Source organism: Arthrobacter sp. UYNi723, assembly GCF_054057635.1.
On sequence record NZ_JBSRZM010000019.1, the window covers coordinates 70,655 to 93,981 of the forward strand.

Sequence of the window (23,327 nt, forward strand, 5' to 3'; positions counted from 1 at the left end):
CAAGCGGTCCGGCGGCGTTCGCATGCCGTTGCTGAAGGGCTAGAGGTCCATGTTGCGGTTTCCGGAGAACTCCGGAACCTCCTGCTTCTTCTTTTCCTTTTTGACCTTGTCCTTCTTGTCGTTGGCAGGGTCACCGGCAGTTTCATCAGCAGGGACCACCAAAGCACTGCCTGGTGTGACAACCACAGAGACGAAGGTGGGCGCGCTCGAACCGGCGAACGTCACCCGGCCGATATAGGAGCCTTCAGCGAGATCCTTCCACTGGAGCTTCAGAATGCCCGACTGGCCGTTCCCGAGCCGCAGCGGATTGGGGGTCACCGTGGCATTTCCCACGTTGGCTCCCAGCACCGCAGCGTCCACGGACGCCTTCGTGGGCTGCCCATTGGGGCTTGCGTAGAGGTTCACAAAAATCGTGTACACGCCCGGAGCCGGGTTCGGAACCGAAATTGATTCACTGGCAGAGGCCGTCTGGGCCAGCAGGGCCTGGCCCGCCGGGTTGAAAACCACCATGTCGAAGTCGGCGGCCTCGTCCGAGGAAAAGACGGAGAACTTTGCCAGCGGCGATCCTGCCGGAACGGTGACCTCCTTGGCGAAGTTGGACGCGTCCGTTTCCAGGGCCAGCGGCCCTGGCACCAGTTCGATGGCCGAGGAGTCAGCCTTGGACAGGCCGTCCAAGGTGATGTTCACGGGCGCGTTGGTGCCCGAAACCACCGGAATGTCGCCCTGCCCCTGGCCTCCTTCCGAGGTAAACGCCAGGTTTGCCGGTGCCACCACCGACTGCGGGCGGACGGCCACCGGCGATGCCACGTTCTTGCCGGCACCCTGCCAGACGAGGTTGCCCACGGCAAACTGCCCCAAGGCAGCGCTGGTGTTCTCGAACTTGACCTTGAAGGTGCGCTTCTCGCCGGCAGCGTTGAAGCTAAGGATCGACGGCGTGACCGTCACCTTGACGCCAGGAACGCTGGCCTTGGCCCGGTAAACGCCCGGGGTCAGCGCGGTGACAGTCCGCGTGACCTCTGTCTTGCCGGTGAGTGCCCCCAGCGCGAACGAGGCAACATTCATATCCCGCGGTGCGGTTGTTCCGAGATCCGGGATGCCCAGGTCCAGGCCCGTTCCCTGAATGAACTTCAGGTAGTCGTCCTCGGAATTGTCGTAGACCAGGCCGGGATCCAGGACCCGCGCAATGTCCACTTGGCCAGCGCCGGTGGCGAACACGTCACCGTTCCGGCTGCCGTCTGCGTTCTTGATATCAGCTGCCGTGGTCATCATGGCCGACTTGACGGTGGCCGGAGACCATGTGGGGTTCTTGGCCAGAATCAAGGCGCCAAATCCGGCCACGTGCGGCGCGGCCATTGACGTCCCGGACATCATGCCGAACTGGTCGCCGCCGGAACCGATGGGTGACACACCTGCCAGCACTGCCACACCCGGGGCCGCCACGTCAGGCTTGAGCAGGTCTGAGCCGGTAGCGAGCAACGGGCCCCGGGAAGAGAAGCCGGCGATCTGCGGCTGCGGCGCGGCCGGAAGGCCGGTGGTGTCCGTGTTCACCAGGGAGACCTTGATGCCGGGGTTGGCGATGATCTTGTCCTTGATCTGCTGCGTGGCCGGCGGGTTCACGTGCACTGTGGGGACTGCGTGGCGGTCAAGGTCCTCGGAGGAGGTGGTTACGTTGACCAGAATCATGCCGATGCCGCCGGCGCGCTGCACCTCGGCGCTCTTGGCTACGCGGTCCACCACCCCGCGGTCGCAGACAACAATCTTCCCTGTCACCTTGGCGGGATCCAGCGCATTGGGTGCGCACAGTTCCGGGTTTGCTGCGCCGGCGGCTGCGGCACTTGCCGCCAGCACAACGTTGCTCGCAGGAACGGGAGCGGACATAAGACTGGCGCCGCGGTACTTGCTGCCGTCCTCAAATTCGACGGTTCCCTGCAACTCCGTGGAGAAGGAGCTTGCGGCCACCGTGGTCAGCCACGGAGCGCCGTGGTTCACGGTGCTTGCCGTGGGTCCCGAGTTTCCGGCGGATGCGGCAACAAAGATTCCGGCGGACGCCGCGGAAAGGAAAGCCAGGGAAACCGGGTCCGTGGTGGTTGAGGTGCTGCCGGAGATGGAGTAGTTGAGCACATCCACGCCGTCCAGGATGGCTTGATTGATCGCGGCCACGGAGGCGGAGCTGTAGCATCCGCCCGTGGCCGGGTTGTCGTCCTCCCAGCAGACCTTGTAGACGGAGATCTTTGCCGCCGGCGCCACGCCGCTGGTGATGCCCATATCGGTTGCACCAAGGTTGGCCCGGACGTTCGCGTTGCCCGCGGCGGTGCTGGCAGTGTGCGTCCCGTGGCTTCCCACATCCACAGGCGAAATCAGTTCTTCGGGCGCGCGGTTCTCCGGCGCCACGTACGCCATGTAGTCGTCAGCGAAGTAGCGGGCACTCAGGACTTTGGAGTTGCAGGCACTGCCGTCAAACGCCGCCCCGGTTCCCTGGCCCTTCTGGCACTCTCCGACGAAGGTGTCGCCGTCGGACTTGAGCATGGCGATGTTGCCGTCCGCGGTGCGGTACGGGGCGCCCACTTGGGCCTGGCCGGCGAGTGGTTGCACGTCTTCCCCGGCGAAGAACGGGTTGGAGGGGGTGTAGCCGGAGTCAATAACGCCAACTACGACGCCTTTGCCGGCATTCTCCTGCCCGCCGAAGACAGTCTTCCAGATGCCGTTTTCACCGCTGAGCCCAAGGAAGTCTGTAGTGGAGTAATCCGGCGCGTTCTCCGTGTCCGGTGCCACCATGAGGACGGCCGGGTCCTTGGCGAGCTTAGCGGCCTGGTCGGCGGTCAAATCGGCCGAGAACCCGTTGATGGCAGCCGTGTACTGGCGCTTGATCCGGACGCTTTCGGACCCGGCCACGGCGTTCTGCCTGCCCTCAAGATGCGCCTGGTACTGCTGGACTTCGGGCCGGTCGGCGTCAAGCTTCCGGCCGTTCTGGGGCTTCGTCGCTGCGAGTCCGGGAGTCCCGCCGTCGTAGGTGGCCGCTGGCTTCTCGGCCAGGACCACAATGTAGCGGCCGGCGGGGTAGTCGCCGGGGTTGATCTTCTTTGAGGCAACTGCCGTGTTTGCTTCAGCGGGCGCCGCGGTAGCGGGGCTCATCGCTATCGACGAAAGGAGCAGCGGCAAGCCCACGGCCAATGCCGCTGCTTTCCGGAGTCCCCCGCCCCGAATGGGGCTTTTTCCAGTTGATTTCACGAGCGACTACACCTTTCACGAGGAACGGCCGGCCACATTGCCGGTCTGGAGCAGCTGGGAACGGCACACGACATTACAGATTTTGTAATGCTGTGACCAGCCGTTACAAACAGTACAGACTGAGAGCTGAATATGACATAGGACACATCAGGTGCATACGTCAATCATGCAGCTACAAGGCGGGGCCGGGAAGGCACAAAAGAAAGACCCCCACGCGGGCCGGACTTTGGAAAAGTCCAGCTCCGCGCGGAGGTGTTCTTTGGTGCAAGGAAATCACCTGGCTCAACCCTTGGGCGTCACCTGAAGGCGGTCGAACGAGACCTGCTTGCCGTCCTTGTCCAGCACCACCACGTCGTCGCGGCCGCTCTGCACACCTGAGGGAAGGATGAACTCCACCGTGTTGTCGGTGGTGGGGAAAATCCAGCCGATCCGGTAGCTCTTCTTGTTCAGGTACACGTAGTACCACTGGCCGTAGTCGAGACCCTTCAGGGTCACCTTCTGGCCGTTGCGGTACTTGTCATGCGTGCTGTGTTTAGAACGTCACATGGCTAGGACTTTCCGGAAGAAGCTTGGGAGAGGCCTGGGACAGAGCGTTCGGGATCAGTACATTTTCAGCAGGGCAGCTGGCGCAGGGGCACGTGGAGCGGGGCACAAAACCGGGCGCCCCGTTCAGGACGCCCGGTTGAGGTTTGGGCAAAGACTTGAGGCCGGGATAAGGAGGAGTGGGCGCCTACTGCCTGGGCGTCCGAACCACGTCGCTGATCCACTGGCGGGTCTTTTCGTCCACGGGGCCGGCCACGCGCGTTTCCCGGGCAGCCCGGTCCGCCTTGATCTTCTGCACAACCATCCGGCCCAACCCGGCAAAAACGGCCACGGCCATCATCGGCAACAGCAGAGATTTCGATTTTTCAGCCATGCCGCAATCCTAGTGACGCTGGCTCCGCGAGGCCATAGCCGCCGTCGTCCTTCACCTCCCGAAAGCCGGCCCCGCCGCGATGACTGTGGCCGATCCCACCGAATACAGGGTGCGGCGCTCCGCCCGGTAGAATGGGCTAGCAAGCTCGCGGAGCGCCCGTTCACACTGTTCTAAAAAGAATGTCCCCAGCATCCCGGAACGGCGTAAGACGGCGTGACTCCGCTGCGCCCTTACCCAATGCTCACGCACAGGAGTTGCCGGATGCCCCGGATCGTTGTTGACGTCATGCCCAAGCCCGAGATTCTGGACCCGCAGGGGAAGGCCATCGTGGGTGCACTCCCCCGTCTGGGCTTCACCAGCTTTAGCTCTGTCCGCCAGGGCAAGCGCTTTGAACTCACGGTTGACGGCGAGGTGACCGACGCAATCCTGGCCCAGGCCCGCGAAGCCGCCGAGACCCTGCTGTCCAACCCCGTGATCGAAGACGTCGTCAACGTCGAGGTCGTCGAGGCCTGAGATGACTGAACTTCCCTTGATCGGCGAGGCAATCGCCGTCGCCGCCGACGCTCCTGGTGCTCGCAGGCTCGCGGGGGCCCGGATCGGCGTTGTTACTTTCCCCGGCACCCTTGACGACCGCGACGCCGCCCGTGCCGTCCGGCTCGCCGGCGGCACCGCAGTGCCGCTCTGGCACGCGGACACCAACCTGGGTGACGTGGACGCCGTCGTGATCCCCGGCGGTTTCTCCTACGGCGACTACCTCCGCGCCGGCGCCATTGCCCGCTTCGCGCCGCTGATGTCCAAAATCATCGACGCCGCGAACTCCGATGCCAAGCTACCTGTGCTGGGCATCTGCAACGGCTTCCAGATCCTGACCGAGTCGCACCTGCTGCCCGGATCCATGATCAAGAACGACCACCTGAAGTTCATGTGCCGCGACCAGGTCCTGCGTGTGGAAAACAGCAACACCGCCTGGACCCTGGACTACGAGGCCGGCCAGGAAATCACGGTGCCGTTGAAGAACCAGGACGGCCAGTACATCGCCGACGAAAAGGTCCTGGACGCGCTCGAAGCCGAAGGCCGCGTGGTGTTCCGCTACGTGGGCTTCAACCCCAACGGCTCCCGCCGCGACATCGCCGGCATCTCCAACGCCGCCGGCAACGTGGTGGGACTTATGCCCCACCCCGAGCACGCGGTGGAAGTTGGCTTCGGCCCCGAATCCCTGGACGGGATCGGCGGGTCCGACACCGACGGACTGGGTTTCTTCACCTCCGTACTGAACAAGATTGTGGGAGGCAACAAATGACCGAGATCAATTCGGTGGTCGAGCCTGTCGAGACCAAGAAGTTCAACATCGACACCGTCGAGAACGCTGCCAAGACACCGGACACCGAACTGCCGTGGGCCGAACTGGGCCTGAAGCAGAACGAGTTTGATGAGGTCGTCAAGGTCCTGGACCGCCGCCCCACCGGCGCCGAGCTGGCCATGTACTCCGTGATGTGGAGCGAGCACTGCTCCTACAAGTCCTCGAAGAACCACCTGCGCCAGTTCGGCGAAAAGGTGACCGACGAGATGAAGAAGGACATGCTGGTGGGCATCGGCGAGAACGCCGGCGTCACCAACCTGGGCGACGGCTGGGCCGTGACGTTCAAGATCGAGTCCCACAACTCGCCGTCGTTCGTGGAGCCCTATCAGGGTGCTGCCACCGGCATCGGCGGCATTGTCCGCGACATCATCTCCATGGGCGCCCGCCCGGTGGCCGTGATGGATCCGCTGCGATTCGGCGCCATCGACCACCCGGACACTGCCCGCGTGATGCACGGTGCCGTTGCCGGCATCGGCGGGTACGGCAACTCGCTGGGCCTGCCGAACATCGGCGGCGAAATGGTCTTCGACGCCGTTTACCAGGGCAACCCGCTGGTTAACGCGCTGGCTGTCGGCGTTATGCGCCATGAGGACATCCGCCTCGCCAACGCGTCCGGCAAGGGCAACAAGGTGGTCCTGTTCGGTGCACGCACCGGCGGCGACGGCATCGGCGGCGCCTCGGTGCTGGCCTCCGAGTCCTTCGACGACACCAAGCCGTCCAAGCGCCCCGCCGTCCAGGTGGGCGACCCCTTTGCTGAGAAGGTCCTGATCGAGTGCTGCCTGGAGCTCTTCAAGGGCTCGCTGGTTGAAGGTATCCAGGACCTCGGCGCCGCTGGCATCTCCTGCGCCACGTCCGAGCTCGCCTCCAACGGCGACGGAGGCATGGAAGTTGAGCTGACCTCCGTCCTGCTGCGCGACCCCACGCTGACGCCGGGCGAGATCCTGATGTCCGAGTCGCAGGAACGCATGATGGCCGTGGTCACCCCGGAGAACATCGGCGCGTTCGAAGCTGTGATGGACAAGTGGGCCGTGGAGTACTCCTGGCTCGGCGAGGTCACCGACACCGGCCGCCTGATCATCACCTGGGACGGCGTGGTCATTGTGGACGTCGACCCGCGCACCGTGGCCCACGACGGCCCCGTGTATGACCGCCCGTACGCCCGCCCCTCATGGCAGGATTCCGTACAGGCCGATTCCTTCACCGGCTCAGTGCAGGACACCGGCCGCCCCTCCGCCCCCGCGGAACTGGCTGCCGCCGTCACCGAGCTCGTGGCTTCGCCGAACATGTGCAGCAAGGACTGGATCACCAACCAGTACGACCGGTATGTGGGCGGCAACACCGCTCTGGCGTTCCCGGACGACGCCGGTGTGGTCCGCGTGGACGAGGAAACCGGCCTGGGCGTTGCTCTGGCCACCGACGCCAACGGCCGCTACACCTACCTCGATCCGTACCACGGCGCACAGCTGGCGCTGGCCGAGGCCTACCGCAACGTGGCCACCTCCGGCGCCGTACCGATGGCCGTCAGCGACTGCCTGAACTTCGGCTCCCCCGAGGACCCGGACGTCATGTGGCAGCTCGCGGAGGCCATCCGCGGCCTGTCCGATGCCTGCATGGTGCTGGGCATCCCGGTCACCGGCGGCAACGTCTCGCTCTACAACCAGACGGGCACCACACCCATCCACCCCTCCCCCGTGGTGGCAGTGCTGGGCAAGCTCGACGACGTCGCCCGACGCACGCCGTCGGGCTGGCGTGAGGACGGCCAGGCCATCTACCTGCTGGGTACGACGGCGGCTGAACTGGACGGCTCCGAGTGGGCCAACATGCGTGGTCACCTCGGTGGACTGCCGCCCAAGGTTGACCTCGCCGCCGAACGCGAGCTGGGCGAAATCCTGATCAACGCGTCCCGCGACGGCATGGTTGACTCCGCACACGACCTCTCCGAAGGAGGCCTCGCGGCAGCCCTGGTGGAGTCCGCACTGCGCTACGGCGTGGGTGCCCGGATCGCCCTGCAGGACGTTCTGGACCGCGACGGCGTGGACCTGTTCACAGCGTTGTTCTCCGAGTCCCAGGGCCGCGCGGTTGTCGGCGTGCCCCGCTCGGAAGAGGTCCGGTTCAAGGACATGTGCACGGCCCGCGGCTTTGCCCACACCCGCATCGGCGTGGTGGACGCAGCGAGCAACAAGCTGGAGATCAACGGCGTGGACACCATGTCGCTGGACGCCCTCCGCGAAGCCCACGAGGCGACCCTGCCGAAGTACTTCGGCTAGTCCCCTCCCTAAATCAACGCGGGGTCACTTTCCGCCCAATAATCCACTTGGGATGGGCGATAAGTGACCCCGCGTTGGTTTTAGTCGTCGCTGCGGAGCTCCCGCTGCCTCGAGCTGAGCAGCTCAAATTCGGGCCGGGCGGCCACAAAGCGTTCGACGGCGGTGAGCACCTCCACGAGGTGCGCCCGGTAGTTGGATCCCATGCTATGACAAAAAATGTCACACCTCTCGCTCATCCTTGTATTGTTCGCAAATGACAAGAGAGAGCGGAAATCATGAGCACTATCATCGACGACTTGGCCCGTGAAGCAGCGGGCCCTTGGACGCCAGTAATAGCATCCCTTCTAGGTGCGGTGGTAAGTCCCGTGCTTACTGCCGTCGTCGGACGATCAGCAGCCCGCAGGACGGAACGTGACAAAGCCCCACTTGACGTGGCAAGAGTACAAAATGATCAAAGAATCCGCACAGGTGATATCTCCGGAAGCGCACACTTCAAGCAGACAGTCGACCAGCGACATTACTCAAGTACGACAATCCATCAACCTACAGCCGCAAGCTCAGGTAATAGTGACGTCACGGCATGGCTTGTCGGCTTTGCCCTGGTTTCTCTACTCGTAATCCTCGCCACAGCAAAGCTGGGACTAAGTCTCCTCGCTGCCCTGCCTTGGGCGCCGACCTTTGGTGCTGTGATCCTCCTGATCATGACTTTGCGCCAGTGGCGGGCACGTTCACAAATGCCGGTTTCGGCTCCCATCGCTGCCATCTTGTTGGCCGGGATGTGCTGGGCCGTGGCACTTTTCGTCGGCGGCAGTGACGACCTCAAACATGCAATTGCGCACGTCAATCAGCATGGCTACAATTTTGGGGACCCTTCGGCCGGTGTAATCCTCTGGCTCTTCGCCGCGAACGTTCTTATCGGCTTGGCTGCGATAGCAGTTTTGGGGCTAACAGTCAGCGCCCGGCTACGCAATGCTTCACAACCTGAAGGCAAGCACTGGACTGGACACTTCATCGGCCATGACGGTTTTCGTTCATGGCTTGGCGGAGCGATCACCTGCGGCACGTTCCTTGCGCTCATATTGGCGTGGCCAGCGGCCAAAGTAGTCTTGGGCCTCTAAGCAATCGATGGTCAGTCGTCGCTGCGGAGCTCCCGCTGCCTCGAGCTGAGCAGCTCAAATTCTGGCCGGGCGGCCACAAAGCGTTCGACGGCGGTGAGTACCTCCACGAGGTGCGCCCGGTCTGCTGCCACCAGGCCGGCTCCCACCTGCGAGCGCCGGTACTGATCGTGGTCCCCCACCTCCGCGACGGACACGTCGAAGCGGCGTTTGAGCTCGGCCAGCAGCGGCCTGATGACGGAGCGTTTCTCCTTCAGGCTCTGGACATCGCCGAGAAGGATGTCGAATTCAATCCAGCCGATCCACATGCAGTAATCGTATCGATTGCTCCGATGGGGTCAGATGGTCAGTTCGCCCATCTGCTCCCAGCCGTCGCCGTCGAGCTGGCGGCTGATGATGCGCGGCGTCTCGGCCAGGGCCTGCGGCATGTCCGCCATGGCCTGCTTGAAGTGGGTGCTGTTGACGTGGTCCCCGGCGGCGTCGTCCTTGAAGGCTTCCACCAGGACAAACTCGTTGGGGTCATCCACGCTGCGGGACCAGTCGAACCAGAGGTTGCCGGGTTCCGCGCGTGTGGCCTGGGTAAAGCCGTCAACGAGGCCGAGCCAGCGCTCGGACCAGTCAGGTTTGACCTTGAATTTAACGACGATGAAGATCATGGGTGTTCCTTCCGTTGCGGGGTGTAGATGGACTATCCCGCGGCAAGCTGACGTGCCCCTCCAACGTATCGCGAAGTGATGTGCCGTTGCGCCGCCCGGGCCAGCAGGCCTCCCGCCTGGTAGAACCAGTTCGCGTGCCTGCTGAAGGCGGTGATCTTCAAGAAAACCCGCCCGTCAGCGCCGATCTCGACTTCGAAGGCTTCCTCGCCGCGTTCAGGATGGCCGGGCAGCGTGCCGTAGCCGAAGCCCGCTGACTGGGGGCCGTCTCCGGGCACCGGCCGCCGGACCCAGACCACCTCGCACGGGGCATAAATACAGAAAGGCCCGACGCCGAACCCGCTCACCACGCGCGCGCCGGGGATCACGACGTCGGACTCGGTCCGGACGCGCAGGCCCGAGCGCCGCTGCAGTTCCCATGTAAGGATTCCGTGCGCCACCCGGCGGTAGAGCGCCAACCCCTCACCCAGGTACTCCCGCGATACGAGGCAGGCGTAGCCTTCCGGCGCCCGGCCGTGTTCGGTGGAGCCGATGCCCGGGTAGTTGAGGCCGCCGGCAGCCAGGCGCTTCCCGGTCAACGGGACTCGCCCGACGAAGCGGACAGCCGCGCCCATCCCAGCTGCTCCTGTTGCTTGCGGCTCAGGGAGGCCACCACAAGGTCGTAGGAGTCCTCCACCATGTCCCGGATCATCGCATCGGGCAGGTTTCCGTCCAGCCGCACGCCGTTCCAATGGGTCTTGTTCATGTGCCACGCGCCTTTGATTTCCGGATGGGCGGCGCGCAACTGCTCAGCCAGGGCGGGTTCACATTTCAGGCTCACGGACCAGTCGTCGGGGTTCATTGCGGAAGCCGCAAACATCTTGGCTTCGTGCCGCGCGCCACCCGCTACGGCAGCCCGGACCTTAAACACGGAGGTCTCCGGACCGAAGGGAAAATCCTCGAAGGCACCGGGAAATGACAGGCATATTGCCTTGAGTTGGGCTGTGTCCATGGACCGAGCCTATAAAGCCCTTCCCGGCGGTGCTAGTCTGCGAAGATGTCACCCGACCAGGCCACCATCCCCGTTCTGGACATGAGCGCCGCACGCCAGCCGTACGGCTCCTTCAGCCCGGAATTCATCGACCAGCTGCGGGACGCCGCCCACAATGTGGGCTTCTTCCAAATCACTGGTTACGGCGCCGCCCCCGGCCAGGCCGAGGAGCTGCTGGCCCTCATCAAACGCTTCTTCGATCTGCCCCTCGAGGAGCGGATGAAGATGGACAACAGGATTTCACCGCACTTCCGCGGCTACACCCGGATGGGCACTGAAATCACGCAGGGACGGGCCGACGCCCGCGAGCAGATCGACTACTCCCCGGAACGCGAGCCCGTCCACAACTATCCGACCGATCAGCCGTACTGGCTCCTCCAGGGGCACAATATGTGGCCCGAGGAGGCGTTGCCGGAGCTCAAGCCGGCGGCCATGGCCTGGGCCCACCTGATGTCCAGTGTGGGCATGGAGCTGCTGCGGGGCATCTCGGTTTCCCTGGGACTGCCGGAGGACCACTTCGACGAGCCCTTCGGCAACGAACCGGCCTGGATGGGCAAGCTGGTGCATTACGTCGGCGGCGTGGTGGAGGCGGCCGGCGACCAGGGCGTAGGCTCCCACGCCGACTACGGTTTCGTCACCCTGCTCCTCCAGGACGAGGTGGGCGGGCTGGAAGTGCTGCCGCCTGGGACGAGTGAATGGGCACCGGTTGAGCCTGTTCCCGGGGCACTCGTGGTGAACCTGGGCGAAATGCTGGAGGTGGCCACGGAAGGTTACCTCGCCGCCACGATCCACCGGGTTCAGGCGCCGCCACCCGGCGTGGACCGTTACTCAGTCCCCTTCTTCTGGTCGCCGCGGTTGGATGCCGTGATCGATCCGGTGCCACTGCCTCCCGAGCTCAAAGCCCAGGCCCGTGGCATCTCCGACGATCCGTCCAACCCCATGCTCGCGTCCTTTGGCCTGAACATGCTCAAGGGCCGCATGCGCGCCCATCCAGATGTGACCGAACGCCACTACCCGGAACTGATGCAGCGCTGATCGTCGCCCAACCCTGAGCCTGCCGCGCAAGTGCGTGCCGCGGGAGCTGCGCGTCCAGGGACCTGCGCGTCCAGGGAACCAGTCAGAGGTTGTACTTCCACGCCTGCTGCGCGGGGCAAACGTTCGTCACCACGTCCAGGCCGGCGGCCTTGGCACGGTCTACTGCCGCCTCGTCGATAACACCCAGCTGCAGCCACACGGCTTTGGCGCCCACGGCAATTGCCTGGTCCACTACCGCCCCGACCTTCTGCGAGTTCACAAAGCAGTCGACGACGTCGAGGGGTTGCTTTTCAGGGGGAATTTCACCCAGGGTGCGGTACCCGGTTTCGCCGTGGACCGGGTCGCCGGGAAGGTTGACGGGGATGATCTCCATCCCGAGCCGGTCGCGGATAAACAGCGAGGTGTCGTATGCTGCGCGCCACTCATTGGTGGTCAGGCCCACGATGGCCCACCGCCCTTTGTTTCGCATCAGGCGCTCAATGACGGCAGGATCGTTGACGTGGCCCATGATGCAAGCGTACATCGTCCCCCGAGCGGCCCTCGATCGAATATTTGACTGACTGGCAGGCATCAATGCCGGGCGTGAACGAATATTACGTCCCACAGGCCCCGATTTGGCGCAGGGCGTGCGGTTCGGCCGTAGTGGAAGTGACCATCCCGAGCGGCCGAGAGACCTGGAACGATGAAGCCGCAGCATCCCTGACCAAACGCTGTACCCGTCGAGGCGACCATCCTCGGCAAACAGTGAAGGGTGCTACCGCCAGGATCGATTGGGTGAACCGACCTACGCCTCACTGGCCGATCTTCCCGAGAGCCCGGACATCGTGGATGTGTTCCGCAAGCACGATGACCTCCCGGGCGTCCTGGACGAGGCCATCGCGGCCGCGCCAAAACCCTTTGGCTGCAACTCGGTTCCTGGCATGAGGACGTGGCCGCGGACGCGGAAGCCGCCGGGCTCAACGTGGTGATGGACCGCTGCGTGAAGATCGAGCATGCCCGGTTCCATGGCGGGCTGCACCTGGCCGGTTTCGACACCGGAGTGATCTCCTCCAAGCGGCAGCTGCTTTCCTGACGGACAGGCGCTTCCAGAAATAAACCTGATTACCGGGTGAACTTCTTCAGCCAGATTGAACCGGGGCCCGCATTGCGGGCCCCGGTTTTTTCTGTCAGTGCCGGGGGACGATGGCTGACGTCAGGGACTCCCCCGCCGCGGCGGCCTCGGCCAGAGTACCGGCAACCAGCTTTCCGGCCTCGTCGAGTTCGGCAGCGGCGTCCGCGGCGGCCTTGACAGGACCTTTGCTTTCCTGGGTGGCAGCGTCCTGGGAAGCAGCACCGCCAGGGGGGACACCTGCAGCGTTCCCCGGCGCGCCGCCGTCGTCCGTCTTTGACTTGCCGGGCGACGTGCCGTTTCCGCGGCCTGCCGGCTCCGTGCCCCGGTTCTTGCCTGCGTTTTCCGGACCGTTCGGTGGCGGGGCAGTTTCCCGTTCAACAGTTTCCGGCTGTGCCGGCGCTGCGTCGTCGCGGGTTGCCGGCTCCGCGCGCAACTGCGTCTCCGCCGGATTTGCGGCGGTCCGGCTGCCGGCGGGAGTCCCTGCGATGGACCAGCCAGGAGCCCAGTCCTGCAACAACTGCTGGATGGAACTGCTGGCCTGCGCGTCCGGAGCGGTGCCGCTGGCGGCCACCCCGGTGACGCCCAGCCCCATCCCCGCGATGACGGAAAGGCCCACAATGGTGGTCCGGTGCTTCCGGAGGAGCCTGTGCCGGGCAAGCTGGGGGGTCTGGCCTGACAGGAGCGCCGCCAGTTCGGGACCGGGCTCGGGTACAGGCAGGGAGCCTAGGGAGCCCACCGCGAGAAGGGATTCGCGGAGACCGGCGGCATCGTCCACACCGGCGTCAAGGAGCATTTCATCAATGGTCCCGATCAGGGAGCTGGCATTGAACGTCATGGCGCCACGTACTCCTTCACTGCGGACTGCTCGCGCAGCCGGATCAATGCACGGCGCTGGAGCTGCTTGACGGCGCCGGCACTCTTGCCCATCACAGCGGCCACCTGGTCCACTGTGATGCCCGCGACGAGGCGTAACGACAACACTTCCCGCTGTTCATCCGGCAGCTCGTTCAGGAGATCCGCGACCTCCTGCGGGGAGATCCGTTGCAGCACCTCGGCCTCAGCGGAGGACTCCTCGCGTCCGTCCAGCTCCGGTTCGAACGGGAGTTTGATGGGTGTGCGTTGCTGGCGCCGGTGATCGTCCACCATCCTGGCGTGCGCCACGGAGAAGACAAATGTGCGCAGCCCGGCCACGCCGCCGGTAACCCTTTGCAGCCGTGGCAGGACGGTAAGGAAGACTTCCTGCATAGCCGCCTCCGGATCTTCTACCCCGCGGGCTGTGAGGTAGCCCAGGACCTGTGGCGCGTAGGTTCGGTACACAATGCTGAAGAGCTCCGGATCACGGGCGCGCGCACGCAGAACGTCGTCTGTCAGTGCATCGGTCACGGACACAGGGCCTTCGGTGGAGGGGACTGGGCTAGCTCAGGGCTAGCTCAGCTTGGGGCCCGCACGTCATCCGCGGAATGCCCTCGCCAGCTAACTTTACCCTCCAGTAACAAAAGAGCCGGTCTGGAACATGATGGGGGACAAGTTCCAGACCGGCGCTTCATAGGGGTAATCGCTCAAGGCACCGCAGGGGTTACGCCGTCGGACAAAAAACTTTCCGGGACCGTTACGCCGGCTGGGCTGCCTACGTCCAGCGCGGCGCGGTCAACCTCCGGCGTGGTCCCTTGGCAAGGACAAAGGTGTGCGTCCTGGTGGCGGGAACGCGCTGGTCCCCACAGTTCGGCTCGAGTTGGGCGGGAACCACCACAGGAGTGGGGGCGGGGGTGGTGGGGGCACCTTTGGCTGCGGGGCAGAGATCGCTGACCAGCCCTGTCCCGGCGCATTCGCGGACGGCGGCGATACCGGCAGCCACGGCTGCCTTGTCCTCAAAGGCTCCGGACACAGCCATCACCGTGCCGTCCGGCGCCGCGAGGCGGAACCTGAAATGTGAATCCGAGTCCAAGAAAACTTCAAACTTCCCAGCCATGATAAATCCTTCCGGTCTGCGGGTCCCGTCCGGGCCGCAAGTTCGCCACGGGCGGTCCCGGAAGCATCGCTGCGTCCGGCACCTGCGGGTCTGGTCGAATGATCAACTGATCAGTTCAGGGTGTGCTTAAGAGTCTGTCCGGCTCGCGTGCACCCTCACAAGACCGGTTGCGTTAAGCCTGTGTAAATTGCGTACAACCCCCGGCAGAACAAAGGCGGGACACCTTTCCAGGTGACCCGCCGTCGTCGTGCCTTACAGGCTGTCAGTCGTTGATCAGATCGTGAACCACGATGGTCTGGTCGCGGTCCGGGCCGACGCCGATCGCGGAGAAACGCGTGCCGGAGAGCTTTTCGAGGGCCAGCACGTAGTTACGGGCGTTCTCGGGGAGATCCTCCAGGGTGCGGGCACCGGTGATGTCCTCGGTCCAGCCGTCGAAGTACTCAAAGATGGGCACTGCGTGGTGGAACTCGGTCTGCGTCATGGGCATTTCGTCGTGCCGCACGCCGTCGACGTCGTAGGCAACGCAGACCGGGATCTGCTCGATGCCGGTGAGGACGTCGAGCTTGGTGACGAAGTAGTCCGTGAAACCGTTCACGCGGGAAGCGTGGCGGGCCAGGACGGCGTCGTACCAGCCGCAGCGGCGCGGACGGCCGGTGTTTACACCGAACTCGCCACCGGTCTTCTGCAGGTACATGCCCATCTCGTCGAACAGTTCGGTGGGAAACGGTCCGGCGCCTACACGGGTGGTGTAGGCCTTGATGATGCCGATGGAGCGGGAGATCCGGGTGGGGCCGATACCCGAGCCAACGGACGCGCCGCCGGCCGTGGGGTTGGAGGAGGTCACAAACGGGTAGGTGCCGTGGTCCACGTCCAGGAACGTGGCCTGGCCGCCTTCCATAAGCACAACCTTGCCCTCGTCCAGGGCGTTGTTGAGGACCAGTGTGCTGTCGATGACCAGCGGGCGCAGGCGCTCGGCGAAGGCCAGGAAGTAGTCCACGATCTCGTCCACCACAATGTCGCGGCGGTTGTAGACCTTGACCAGGAGTTCGTTCTTCTGGCGCAGGGATCCTTCCACCTTCTGGCGGAGGATGGACTCGTCAAAGACGTCCTGCACGCGGATGCCCAGCCGGGCCACCTTGTCCATGTAGGCGGGGCCGATGCCGCGGCCGGTGGTGCCGATGGCGCGGCTGCCGAGGAAACGCTCGGTGACCTTGTCCAGGACCTGGTGGTAGGGCGCCACGAGGTGCGCGTTGGCGGAGATGCGCAGCTTGGACGTGTCCGCGCCACGGGCTTGCAGGCCTTCGATCTCCTGGAACAGGGCCTCAAGGTTCACCACACAGCCGTTGCCGATGATCGGAATCGCGTTGGGGCTCAGAATGCCGGCCGGAAGGAGCTTGAGCTCATACTTCTCACCGCCTACGACGACGGTGTGCCCGGCATTGTTGCCGCCGTTGGGCTTTACGACGTAGTCAACGCGGCCGCCGAGAAGATCGGTGGCCTTGCCTTTTCCTTCGTCGCCCCACTGGGCTCCTACGATCACGATTGCTGGCATGGGATCCTCCCCCATTCGTTCGGGCCGCGCAGGTCCGTCCACCGAGATGGCAGACCCGAGTAGCGCCGTTCATGAGAATGCCCCGAAGGCCACAGCCTGGCCGGACCGCTACGGCGGCCAACCACGCAAGAGTCCGGGGCTCTTACCACCCAAGTTTAGCCGATCACGGACTTTGTCCACTCAATAGGGTGCCCGTGGCCCTTCGCGCGCGGCAAAGGACCACGGGCAGACTTCCCGCGATCTACTACTCGTCGTCAGCTTCCTCGCCCGGACGGGACGTCTGGGTGTCCAGGCTGTCCCAGAAGGAGGTGTCGACGTCGGCAATCGACCCGTCAGCGATGGCCGCCGCAGTGGCCGTCAGCGTGGTCACCGTCTGCTGGATCAGATAACCGTTGCTGCGAAGCCCGAGGGCGTAGCCGTCCAGATAGTGATCAGACATGCCACGCATTTCGAAGAGCAGGGTAGCAATCCCGTACTCAACTGCAATGCCGTTGCGGCTGATGGTCTCGGCGCTGCCGCCCACATACTTGCCCAAGTGGCCCCAGCCGGTGGAGTCAACGTTGTTGAAGACCACGGCGCCCAACTGCTTGGACATTTCTACAACAGCCGGATCGGCATTGGGCGTGGTGGGGTACAGGATGGACCCGGAGACCAGCTTTCCGTCGCGTTCACTCCGGGTGCCCTGGTGGTGCAGGTCGATCATGTAGTCGATTTTGTACTTACGCATGACGTTGTTGTGGAGCGCCTGGGTTTCGGGCTGGATTTTGGCGACGTGGTCACGGTTCAAGTCCACCTCCTCGGCGTTGTACCGCGTCATGTGGCGGTCGCCCTTGGCAAGGTAGTCATCCAGCGGGAAGTTCACATCTCCCATAGCGCCGTCGGCGTTGAGCATGGGGACGATGAGGATGTTCACTCCGTCCAGGATGTCCCCCGACTTCCCGGTCCCCAGGTGTTTCACGAATGCCATGGCGCCCTCGGTGGTCAGCTGCTCGTTGCCGTGCTGCTGGGTCAGGTACAGGATGGTGGGCTTGGCCGGGTCCGAAATGTACTTCGCCAGATGGATATCCCGGCCCTTGACAGTCTGGCCGATAACCTCCAATTCCATGGCTGGCTGGCGGGCGTCCTGATCTTTCAGGAAGGAGACCAGCTCGTCATAGGTTGCCTGTTTGGAGGTGGTGATCTGGCCGTTGCCGTCGTAGTTGGGGCCTTCGCCTACCGCATTGGCCAACGGTGCCGACGCGGCGATCGCCGCCAGAACCAGGGCTCCGGATACGGCCACGGTCCTTAAGGTTGCCAGGGTTTTGTTCACGGTACGTTACCTCTTTCGAGTACATGTAGGGTGCGACCAGCCGCAACGTCCTTGACTGCGGGCTGTCACAGAAGCCAACCAAGCTAAACGAAACCTGTCAATCCACTTGACGGGGTTGCCGCCCTATGCCTTTCATCACGGAATGCCACCGGACGGGGTCCGCATTTCGCGGGGCTTGCTAAACTGATAGAGATCGACCAGGAATCGGTCCACACCACATTTCAAACCACGCCGGACGGGCGCGCCCATCACGCGCCCATTTTCCGGATTGGCAGCATCGCCGAGCCCCGCAGGAGACATTGCACTATATGACAGCCCTGGCCCCAGAATCCCTCCGTGAACAGCTCCTGAGCCGCCGTTACGAGCCCAACGTTGCCGCCGTTAACGAGCTGTGCGATTCCCTGCAGAGTGTCAAGCCCCACACCGAAGTCCCGTACGTGGACCCCATGCACGACGTGGACGAGTGCCGCATCATCAGCCTCTACTCCAACATCGGCGAAGCTGACCCGTCCGGCTTCATCACCGCCGGCGACGAAGACGCCGCCACCCGCATGCTCGGCATCCAGTGGAAGCTGGGCCTGCGTCCGGAGTTTGTGATGCCCTGGAACGTGCACCCGTGGCACACCCCCGGCGAGGTCAACGGCAAGTTCACGCCGGACCAGATTTCCGCCGGCCTCAAGCCGCTGCTGAAGTTCCTCGCCGTGGTCCCCCGCGCCTCGGTGATCGTGGCCCACGGCACCGAAGCCAACCGCCTGGCCAACCTGCTGCTGAAGACCGAAGTTCCGCTGCTCTGGCGCCGCGGGCTGAAGACCTACAAGGTCCGCTCCCTCAGCGGCCGCGCCTTCGCCGGGACGCCCGCGCGGCAGGAACAGTACCTCGAGGAAATGCGCGTCGTCTACACCGACGCCATGGCCCGCACGGGACTCGCGAAGGTCTAACAACCGGAGCATCTCTCGATAAGCTCGACCACCTTACGACGGCGGGCGGTCACCTTTCCTTCTGAAAGGTGACCGCCCGCCGTCGTCGTTTCGACAAGCTCAACAACCGGAGTTGTCAGCCCTCGATGGCCGCCTTGGCTGCCGGGTCCGAGTCGTTAAGGAACTTCTCGATGCGTTCCGGTTCCTCGGCTTCGCCGATGGCCGCGGACGCGCGGCCCAGCGAGTAGAGCGCGCGCAGGAAGCCGCGGTTGGGTTCGTGCTCCCACGGGATGGGACCCACGCCGCGCCAGCCGTTGCGGCGCAGCGAGTCCAGCCCGCGGTGGTAGCCAACGCGCGAGTAGGCGTAGGAATCGATGGTGCGGCCCTCGGCCCACGCCTCCTCCGCCAGGACAGCCCACAACAGCGACGACGTGGGGTGCTTTTCCACCAGGTCCAGAGCTTCGGCGCCGGCGTCCAGCTGCTGGTAGACGTCGGTCTCGGCAGGCAGGAGCGTTGGCTCCGGGCCCATCAGGTTCTTACGGAACTCGTCCGACATGGCTAGAACGTCTTGCCGACTGAGCCGAGCTGGCGGGCGGCCTCGACGATGCGGGCAGCCATGCCGGCCTCGGCTGAGGCGCCCCAGACGCGGGGGTCATAGGTCTTTTTGTTGCCCATTTCGCCGTCGATCTTCAGCACGCCGTCGTAGTTGGCGAGCATGTGGCCGGCCACCGGACGGGTGAACGCGTACTGCGTGTCCGTATCGACGTTCATCTTGATCACGCCGTACGAGACCGCGTCAGCGATTTCCTGGTCACTGGAGCCCGAACCGCCGTGGAACACGAGGTCGAACGGGTTCTCCTTACCGATCTTGGCGCCCACCTCGGCCTGGATCTGCTTGAGCAGCTCCGGGCGCAGCTTCACGCCGCCGGGCTTGTACACACCGTGGACGTTGCCGAACGTCAGCGCCGTCAGGTAGCGGCCGTTCTCGCCGGCACCCAAAGCTTCGATGGTGGCCAGGGCGTCTTCGGTGGTGGTGTAGAGCTTCTCGTTGATTTCGTTCTCAACGCCGTCTTCCTCGCCACCAACAGTGCCGATTTCGACCTCGAGGATGATCTTGGCGGCGGCGGCACGCTCCAGCAGTTCGCGGGCGATGCGCAGGTTGTCTTCGAGGGCCTCGTGCGAGCCGTCCCACATGTGCGAGTTGAAGATCGGGTTCCGGCCGGCCTTGACCTCAGCCTCGGACGCTGCCAGCAGCGGCAGGACAAAGCCGTCCAGCTTGTCCTTGGGGCAGTGGTCGGTGTGGAGCGCGATGTTGACGTTGTAGTTCTTGGCCACTTCGCGGGCAAAGGCGGCGAAGCCGAGCGAACCGGCAACCATGTCCTTCACCGATGCGCCGGACCAGTACGCTGCGCCACCGGTGGAAACCTGGATGATGCCATCGGACTCAGCCTCGGCGAAACCGCGAATGGCTGCGTTCAGGGTCTGTGACGACGTCACGTTGACCGCCGGGAATGCAAAGCCTCCGGCCTTGGCGCGGTCGATCATCTCGGAGTAGATTTCTGGGGTTGCAATGGGCATGGTGACTCCTATGCTGAGTTTTCGTCTATGGGTTGTGACCCTGGAGAGTAGACCTCTTACGGCTAGCCACCATCCTAGCCATTTCTGTGCAGGGGCAGTGTTTCGGGTCACGCAGGCCGGTAACACTAACGCTCACATGCCGCACCGAGGTGGCACTTCGCGGCAGTCCCGGAGCGGGACTGCCGCGAAGTGCCATCTCGCGCAGGAGAGGGCTAGCCGTACAGCCAGCAGTTGCCCACTGCGGACCGGCCCGCGAAGCGGCGCTCCAGGAAGACGAACGCCTGCGGGATGGCCGCCGCGTAGCCGCCAACGTGGGTGGCCCCGGCCGTGACATCGAAATACACCGACGATCCGGCGGCGCACCAGCGCTTGGCCAGCTGCCTGCCCTGGTCAAAGGGGATCACGTCGTCGAGCACGCTGTGCGAGAGCAGCACGGGGACCGCGGGCGCCCGGCCGTTACCGATCTTCTGTTCGGCAATGACGGTTTTGAGCTCCGGGAGGTCCAGCAAGGAACTCAGCTTCTGCCCGGACACGGTGAGCTGCGCAGTGTTCAGGAAGCCGCTCGAGGCAATCGACTGCAACGTGCATTCGTTGTTCGTCGCCGCAAGCTTCGCCCGCCCGGCAGCGTTGAGGTGGGGGCTCAGGTCCAGTCCGCCGGCGGCGCTCATTCCCGTCACCGCGTAGAGCAGGAACCCGGTGTACAGGCCGCCGTCGAGGTTTCGTCCGACGGCGGGAAGGTCGGCGGGGACCGCCCCCGCGTACGCGCCCTTGAGGTTCAGCTCCGGAGCGTATTGGGGTGCAAGCTCGACGGCGGCCGCCGAGGCGCCGCCGCCCTGCGAGTAGCCGGCCAGCGCCACCGGGCCGCCGGGGACGATCTGCGGGTTCCCCAACCGCTGGGCGGCGCGGGCGGCGTCGAGGACGGCGTGTGCCTGCGATTCGCGCGCCATGTAGGTGTGGCTGCCGGCCGTGCCGAGGCCTTCATAGTCGGTCACCGCTACGGAGTAGCCCCGCGCCAGCAGCCCGGCGATGAAGATCCCCTCGTATTCCTCGCCGGTAGCCATGGCCCGGGACGGTGCGCATTGGTCCCCCTGCCCCTGGGTTCCGGCGGCGTAGCTGACCAGCGGACGCGGGCCGGACCCGGTCCAGGCCGCGTACGGCACCAGCACTGTACCGGTCACGGCGACAGGCACCCCGGAACTGTTCACGGAGCGGTACATGATGCGCTGCACGGAGGCCTGGGCCCGGATGGTCTTGAGCGGATCGACAAAGAAGACAGACGGCTCCGTCCGGACCAGGTCGCCGTTGTTGGCCGGAAGTGAGGCGGGGGTGATGTAGAAGTCGAGCGGGTCGGCGATCGTCGCCGGCGTTATGGCAGGTGCCGGAGCGGCCTGGGCCGCCGCGCCACAACCGAAGGTGAGAACCGCGGCCAACGCAATGGCCGAACAGACGCGTACAGAAGGATGCTTCATTGAACCTCCAGTCAGTGCCACACTCGCCAATGAGCGTGATCCAAGCCACATGCTACTGATGGGTAACTTGTGGACCTAGGGATTCTCCGAAGATTTCCGATAGTTTCGTCTCGGATTCAGCGGCGGGGTTCAGAAGGCGCGCTACAGAACGGGCTGGCTGAAAACGTGCCGGCGGATCCAGGCGTGCATGGCGATCGCGGCGGCGGAGGCGGCGTTGATGGAGCGCGTGGAGCCGAACTGCTCGATGGACAGGGTAGCCAAGGCAGCCGCGTGGACCTCCGGCGTCAGCCCGGGCCCTTCCTGGCCAAACACCAGGACGCAGTCCTTGGGCAGCTCATACGTCTCCAGGGGCACGGAGTCGGGGAAGATGTCGATCCCGATGATCGCGAGCCCCTCCCCCTGCGCCCACACCACAAAGTCCTCCACGGTGGGGTGGTGGCGGACGTGCTGGTAACGGTCGGTGACCATCGCCCCGCGCCTGTTCCACCGGCGTCGTCCGATGATGTGGACTTCCTTGGCGAGGAACGCGTTGGCGGTGCGCACCACGGTGCCGATGTTGAGGTCGTGCTGCCAGTTTTCGATGGCGATGTGGAAGTTGTGCCGCTTCGAATCGAGGTCCGCCACGATCGCGTCATGCTTCCAGTAGCGGTACTGGTCCACCACGTTGCGGCGGTCGCCGTCGGCGAGCAATTCCGGATCCCAGTGGTCACCAGCGGGCAGCTCGCCGTCCCAGGGCCCGACGCCGACCTCCGCCTTTGGCTCCGGCGCCTCCTCGGGCGCTGGCTCCTCCGCTGGAATCGGATGAGGTTCGACTGGGTTTCCGGGCGTTTGTTTCACCCCTCAACACTAGACTGGACCACTGGAGCATTCATCAACGGCGGAGGTAAACGTGGCAGAAGCAGACCAGGTACAGGGTTCACCGGCGGTTTACCGCAGCGGCCAGGAGATCGAATGCTGGCTAACAGACATGGACGGCGTACTCGTCCACGAAAACCATGCCGTCCCAGGGGCCGCCGAACTGATCCAGCGCTGGGTGGACACGTCCAAGCGGTTCCTGGTGCTGACGAACAACTCGATCTTCACGCCCCGCGACCTGGCCGCCAGGCTCCGGGCCTCCGGGCTGGAGATCCCCGAGGAGAACATCTGGACGTCCGCGCTGGCCACCGCCACCTTCCTGAAGGACCAGGTGCGGGGTTCCGGCTCCGGGAACCGCGCCTACACCATCGGCGAGGCAGGGCTGACGACGGCGCTTCACGAGGCAGGCTTCATCCTCACCGACCAGGACCCGGACTATGTGGTGCTCGGCGAAACCCGTACGTACTCCTTTGAGGCCATCACCATGGCCATCCGCCTGATCCTGGCCGGGGCCCGCTTTATTGCCACCAACCCGGACGCCACCGGCCCGTCCAAGGACGGCCCGATGCCCGCGACGGGCGCCATCGCAGCGCTCATCACGAAGGCCACCGGCCGGGAACCGTACATTGTGGGCAAGCCGAATCCCATGATGTTCCGGTCCGCCATGAACCAGATCGATGCGCACTCCGAGACCACAGCCATGATCGGGGACCGGATGGATACCGACATCATCGCCGGCATGGAGGCAGGCCTGCACACGGTCCTGGTCCTCAGCGGCATTACGCAGCGCGAAGACATTGCGGCCTACCCGTTCCGGCCCAACCAGGTGCTGAACTCCGTGGCCGACCTGAAGAACCAGATCTAGAAGCAATGCAGTTTACTTAGCACGGGTGTGTTAATGTTTCGGCATGGCGCGTAGTGGATGGGTGACCCCGGAGGGTCCGGAGCGGTTGAGTGACCACG

23 protein-coding genes and 3 pseudogenes are annotated in these 23,327 nt (G+C 64.5%); 8 read left to right on the forward strand and 18 right to left on the reverse strand.

Translation table 11 applies throughout. The features are described from left to right. Window positions 1-39: 39 nt before the first annotated feature. From ACVWY0_RS15035 to ACVWY0_RS15045, 3 genes and pseudogenes are all read right to left on the reverse strand, one after another. A complete protein-coding gene (locus ACVWY0_RS15035) occupies window positions 40-3,204 on the reverse strand; it encodes a S8 family peptidase (RefSeq protein WP_485837409.1) in 3,165 nt (1,054 codons plus the stop codon). 306 nt (window positions 3,205-3,510) lie between these two features. Further along, window positions 3,511-3,753 (reverse strand): annotated as a pseudogene (locus tag ACVWY0_RS15040) (hypothetical protein); the annotation flags it as partial. Window positions 3,754-3,958: 205 nt separating this feature from the next. Beyond that, window positions 3,959-4,144: a hypothetical protein gene (locus ACVWY0_RS15045; protein ID WP_058930172.1), complete on the reverse strand. Its 186-nt coding sequence runs from the start codon at window positions 4,142-4,144 to the stop codon at window positions 3,959-3,961. A 261-nt stretch (window positions 4,145-4,405) separates the two neighbouring features. Here ACVWY0_RS15045 and purS point away from each other — a divergent pair, with 261 nt between their 5' ends. The 3 genes from purS to purL are packed head-to-tail and all read left to right on the forward strand — an operon-like array spanning window position 4,406 to window position 7,771. Further along, a complete protein-coding gene (gene purS / locus ACVWY0_RS15050) occupies window positions 4,406-4,657 on the forward strand; it encodes a phosphoribosylformylglycinamidine synthase subunit PurS (RefSeq protein ID WP_056631212.1) in 252 nt (83 codons plus the stop codon). A gap of 1 nt (window position 4,658) precedes the next feature. Then, entirely contained in the window at window positions 4,659-5,444 is a 786-nt protein-coding gene (gene purQ / locus ACVWY0_RS15055; RefSeq protein WP_485837391.1) for a phosphoribosylformylglycinamidine synthase subunit PurQ, read from the forward strand. Beyond that, complete coding sequence (purL, locus tag ACVWY0_RS15060) at window positions 5,441-7,771, forward strand: phosphoribosylformylglycinamidine synthase subunit PurL (RefSeq protein ID WP_485837392.1); 2,331 nt, start codon at window positions 5,441-5,443, stop codon at window positions 7,769-7,771. The genes purQ and purL overlap by 4 nt, the downstream gene beginning before the upstream one ends. Before the next feature lie 80 nt (window positions 7,772-7,851). Here purL and ACVWY0_RS15065 read toward each other — a convergent pair. Further along, window positions 7,852-7,959, reverse strand: a pseudogene (locus tag ACVWY0_RS15065) (DUF503 domain-containing protein); the annotation flags it as partial. 87 nt (window positions 7,960-8,046) lie between these two features. Here ACVWY0_RS15065 and ACVWY0_RS15070 point away from each other — a divergent pair. Next, on the forward strand, window positions 8,047-8,889 hold the full coding sequence (locus ACVWY0_RS15070) for a hypothetical protein (RefSeq protein ID WP_485837393.1): 843 nt from the start codon (window positions 8,047-8,049) through the stop codon (window positions 8,887-8,889). Window positions 8,890-8,900: 11 nt separating this feature from the next. Here the strand turns inward: ACVWY0_RS15070 and ACVWY0_RS15075 are convergent, their stop codons facing one another. Genes ACVWY0_RS15075 through ACVWY0_RS15090 form a run of 4 tightly spaced genes read right to left on the reverse strand, consistent with a single transcriptional unit; the run spans window position 8,901 to window position 10,530 of the window. Further along, window positions 8,901-9,194, reverse strand: coding sequence for a DUF503 domain-containing protein (locus ACVWY0_RS15075; protein WP_248762970.1), 294 nt, complete (start codon window positions 9,192-9,194; stop codon window positions 8,901-8,903). Between the two features lie 30 nt (window positions 9,195-9,224). Further along, window positions 9,225-9,542, reverse strand: a complete 318-nt coding sequence (locus ACVWY0_RS15080) for a putative quinol monooxygenase (RefSeq protein WP_485837394.1) — start codon at window positions 9,540-9,542, stop codon at window positions 9,225-9,227. A gap of 32 nt (window positions 9,543-9,574) precedes the next feature. After that, entirely contained in the window at window positions 9,575-10,153 is a 579-nt protein-coding gene (locus ACVWY0_RS15085) for a DUF1990 domain-containing protein (protein ID WP_485837395.1), read from the reverse strand. Beyond that, complete coding sequence (locus ACVWY0_RS15090; RefSeq protein WP_485837396.1) at window positions 10,114-10,530, reverse strand: MmcQ/YjbR family DNA-binding protein; 417 nt, start codon at window positions 10,528-10,530, stop codon at window positions 10,114-10,116. The genes ACVWY0_RS15085 and ACVWY0_RS15090 overlap by 40 nt, the downstream gene beginning before the upstream one ends. A gap of 45 nt (window positions 10,531-10,575) precedes the next feature. On the opposite strand from ACVWY0_RS15090, the gene ACVWY0_RS15095 reads away from it, so the two are divergent. Then, window positions 10,576-11,604, forward strand: a complete 1,029-nt coding sequence (locus ACVWY0_RS15095; RefSeq protein WP_485837397.1) for an isopenicillin N synthase family dioxygenase — start codon at window positions 10,576-10,578, stop codon at window positions 11,602-11,604. Window positions 11,605-11,686: 82 nt separating this feature from the next. Here the strand turns inward: ACVWY0_RS15095 and ACVWY0_RS15100 are convergent, their stop codons facing one another. Further along, the gene (locus tag ACVWY0_RS15100; RefSeq protein WP_485837398.1) at window positions 11,687-12,112 is read right to left on the reverse strand and encodes a CoA-binding protein; all 426 of its coding nucleotides are present in this window, start codon (window positions 12,110-12,112) and stop codon (window positions 11,687-11,689) included. A 262-nt stretch (window positions 12,113-12,374) separates the two neighbouring features. On the opposite strand from ACVWY0_RS15100, the pseudogene ACVWY0_RS15105 reads away from it, so the two are divergent. Then, window positions 12,375-12,676 (forward strand): annotated as a pseudogene (locus tag ACVWY0_RS15105) (CoA-binding protein); the annotation flags it as partial. A gap of 94 nt (window positions 12,677-12,770) precedes the next feature. Here the strand turns inward: ACVWY0_RS15105 and ACVWY0_RS15110 are convergent. From ACVWY0_RS15110 to ACVWY0_RS15130, 5 genes are all read right to left on the reverse strand, one after another. Continuing rightward, window positions 12,771-13,550 carry a hypothetical protein gene (locus tag ACVWY0_RS15110; RefSeq protein WP_485837399.1) on the reverse strand — a complete coding sequence of 260 codons (780 nt, stop codon included), beginning with the start codon at window positions 13,548-13,550 and terminating at the stop codon, window positions 12,771-12,773. Then, window positions 13,547-14,098 (reverse strand): RNA polymerase sigma factor, encoded by a 552-nt coding sequence (locus ACVWY0_RS15115; protein WP_485837400.1) that lies wholly within the window; start codon window positions 14,096-14,098, stop codon window positions 13,547-13,549. Before ACVWY0_RS15115 ends, ACVWY0_RS15110 begins: the two co-directional genes overlap by 4 nt. 244 nt (window positions 14,099-14,342) lie before the next feature. Next, window positions 14,343-14,684, reverse strand: coding sequence for a YegP family protein (locus ACVWY0_RS15120; protein ID WP_485837401.1), 342 nt, complete (start codon window positions 14,682-14,684; stop codon window positions 14,343-14,345). A gap of 262 nt (window positions 14,685-14,946) precedes the next feature. After that, the gene (locus ACVWY0_RS15125) at window positions 14,947-16,236 is read right to left on the reverse strand and encodes an adenylosuccinate synthase (protein ID WP_056348633.1); all 1,290 of its coding nucleotides are present in this window, start codon (window positions 16,234-16,236) and stop codon (window positions 14,947-14,949) included. A gap of 244 nt (window positions 16,237-16,480) precedes the next feature. Continuing rightward, complete coding sequence (locus ACVWY0_RS15130) at window positions 16,481-17,545, reverse strand: M14 family zinc carboxypeptidase (RefSeq protein WP_485837402.1); 1,065 nt, start codon at window positions 17,543-17,545, stop codon at window positions 16,481-16,483. Window positions 17,546-17,853: 308 nt separating this feature from the next. Here ACVWY0_RS15130 and ACVWY0_RS15135 point away from each other — a divergent pair, with 308 nt between their 5' ends. Next, complete coding sequence (locus ACVWY0_RS15135) at window positions 17,854-18,483, forward strand: uracil-DNA glycosylase family protein (protein WP_056348638.1); 630 nt, start codon at window positions 17,854-17,856, stop codon at window positions 18,481-18,483. Between the two features lie 115 nt (window positions 18,484-18,598). Here ACVWY0_RS15135 and ACVWY0_RS15140 read toward each other — a convergent pair whose 3' ends face one another. From ACVWY0_RS15140 to ACVWY0_RS15155, 4 genes are all read right to left on the reverse strand, one after another. Then, window positions 18,599-19,018 carry a DUF3151 domain-containing protein gene (locus tag ACVWY0_RS15140; RefSeq protein WP_485837403.1) on the reverse strand — a complete coding sequence of 140 codons (420 nt, stop codon included), beginning with the start codon at window positions 19,016-19,018 and terminating at the stop codon, window positions 18,599-18,601. 2 nt (window positions 19,019-19,020) lie between these two features. Beyond that, entirely contained in the window at window positions 19,021-20,040 is a 1,020-nt protein-coding gene (fbaA, locus tag ACVWY0_RS15145) for a class II fructose-bisphosphate aldolase (RefSeq protein WP_058930191.1), read from the reverse strand. Window positions 20,041-20,252: 212 nt separating this feature from the next. Continuing rightward, complete coding sequence (locus ACVWY0_RS15150) at window positions 20,253-21,509, reverse strand: lipase family protein (RefSeq protein WP_485837404.1); 1,257 nt, start codon at window positions 21,507-21,509, stop codon at window positions 20,253-20,255. Window positions 21,510-21,650: 141 nt separating this feature from the next. Beyond that, window positions 21,651-22,346 (reverse strand): TrmH family RNA methyltransferase, encoded by a 696-nt coding sequence (locus ACVWY0_RS15155; RefSeq protein ID WP_485837405.1) that lies wholly within the window; start codon window positions 22,344-22,346, stop codon window positions 21,651-21,653. Window positions 22,347-22,398: 52 nt separating this feature from the next. Here ACVWY0_RS15155 and ACVWY0_RS15160 point away from each other — a divergent pair, with 52 nt between their 5' ends. Continuing rightward, window positions 22,399-23,229, forward strand: a complete 831-nt coding sequence (locus ACVWY0_RS15160) for an HAD-IIA family hydrolase (RefSeq protein ID WP_181037246.1) — start codon at window positions 22,399-22,401, stop codon at window positions 23,227-23,229. The last annotated feature ends 98 nt before the right edge of the window (window positions 23,230-23,327 follow it).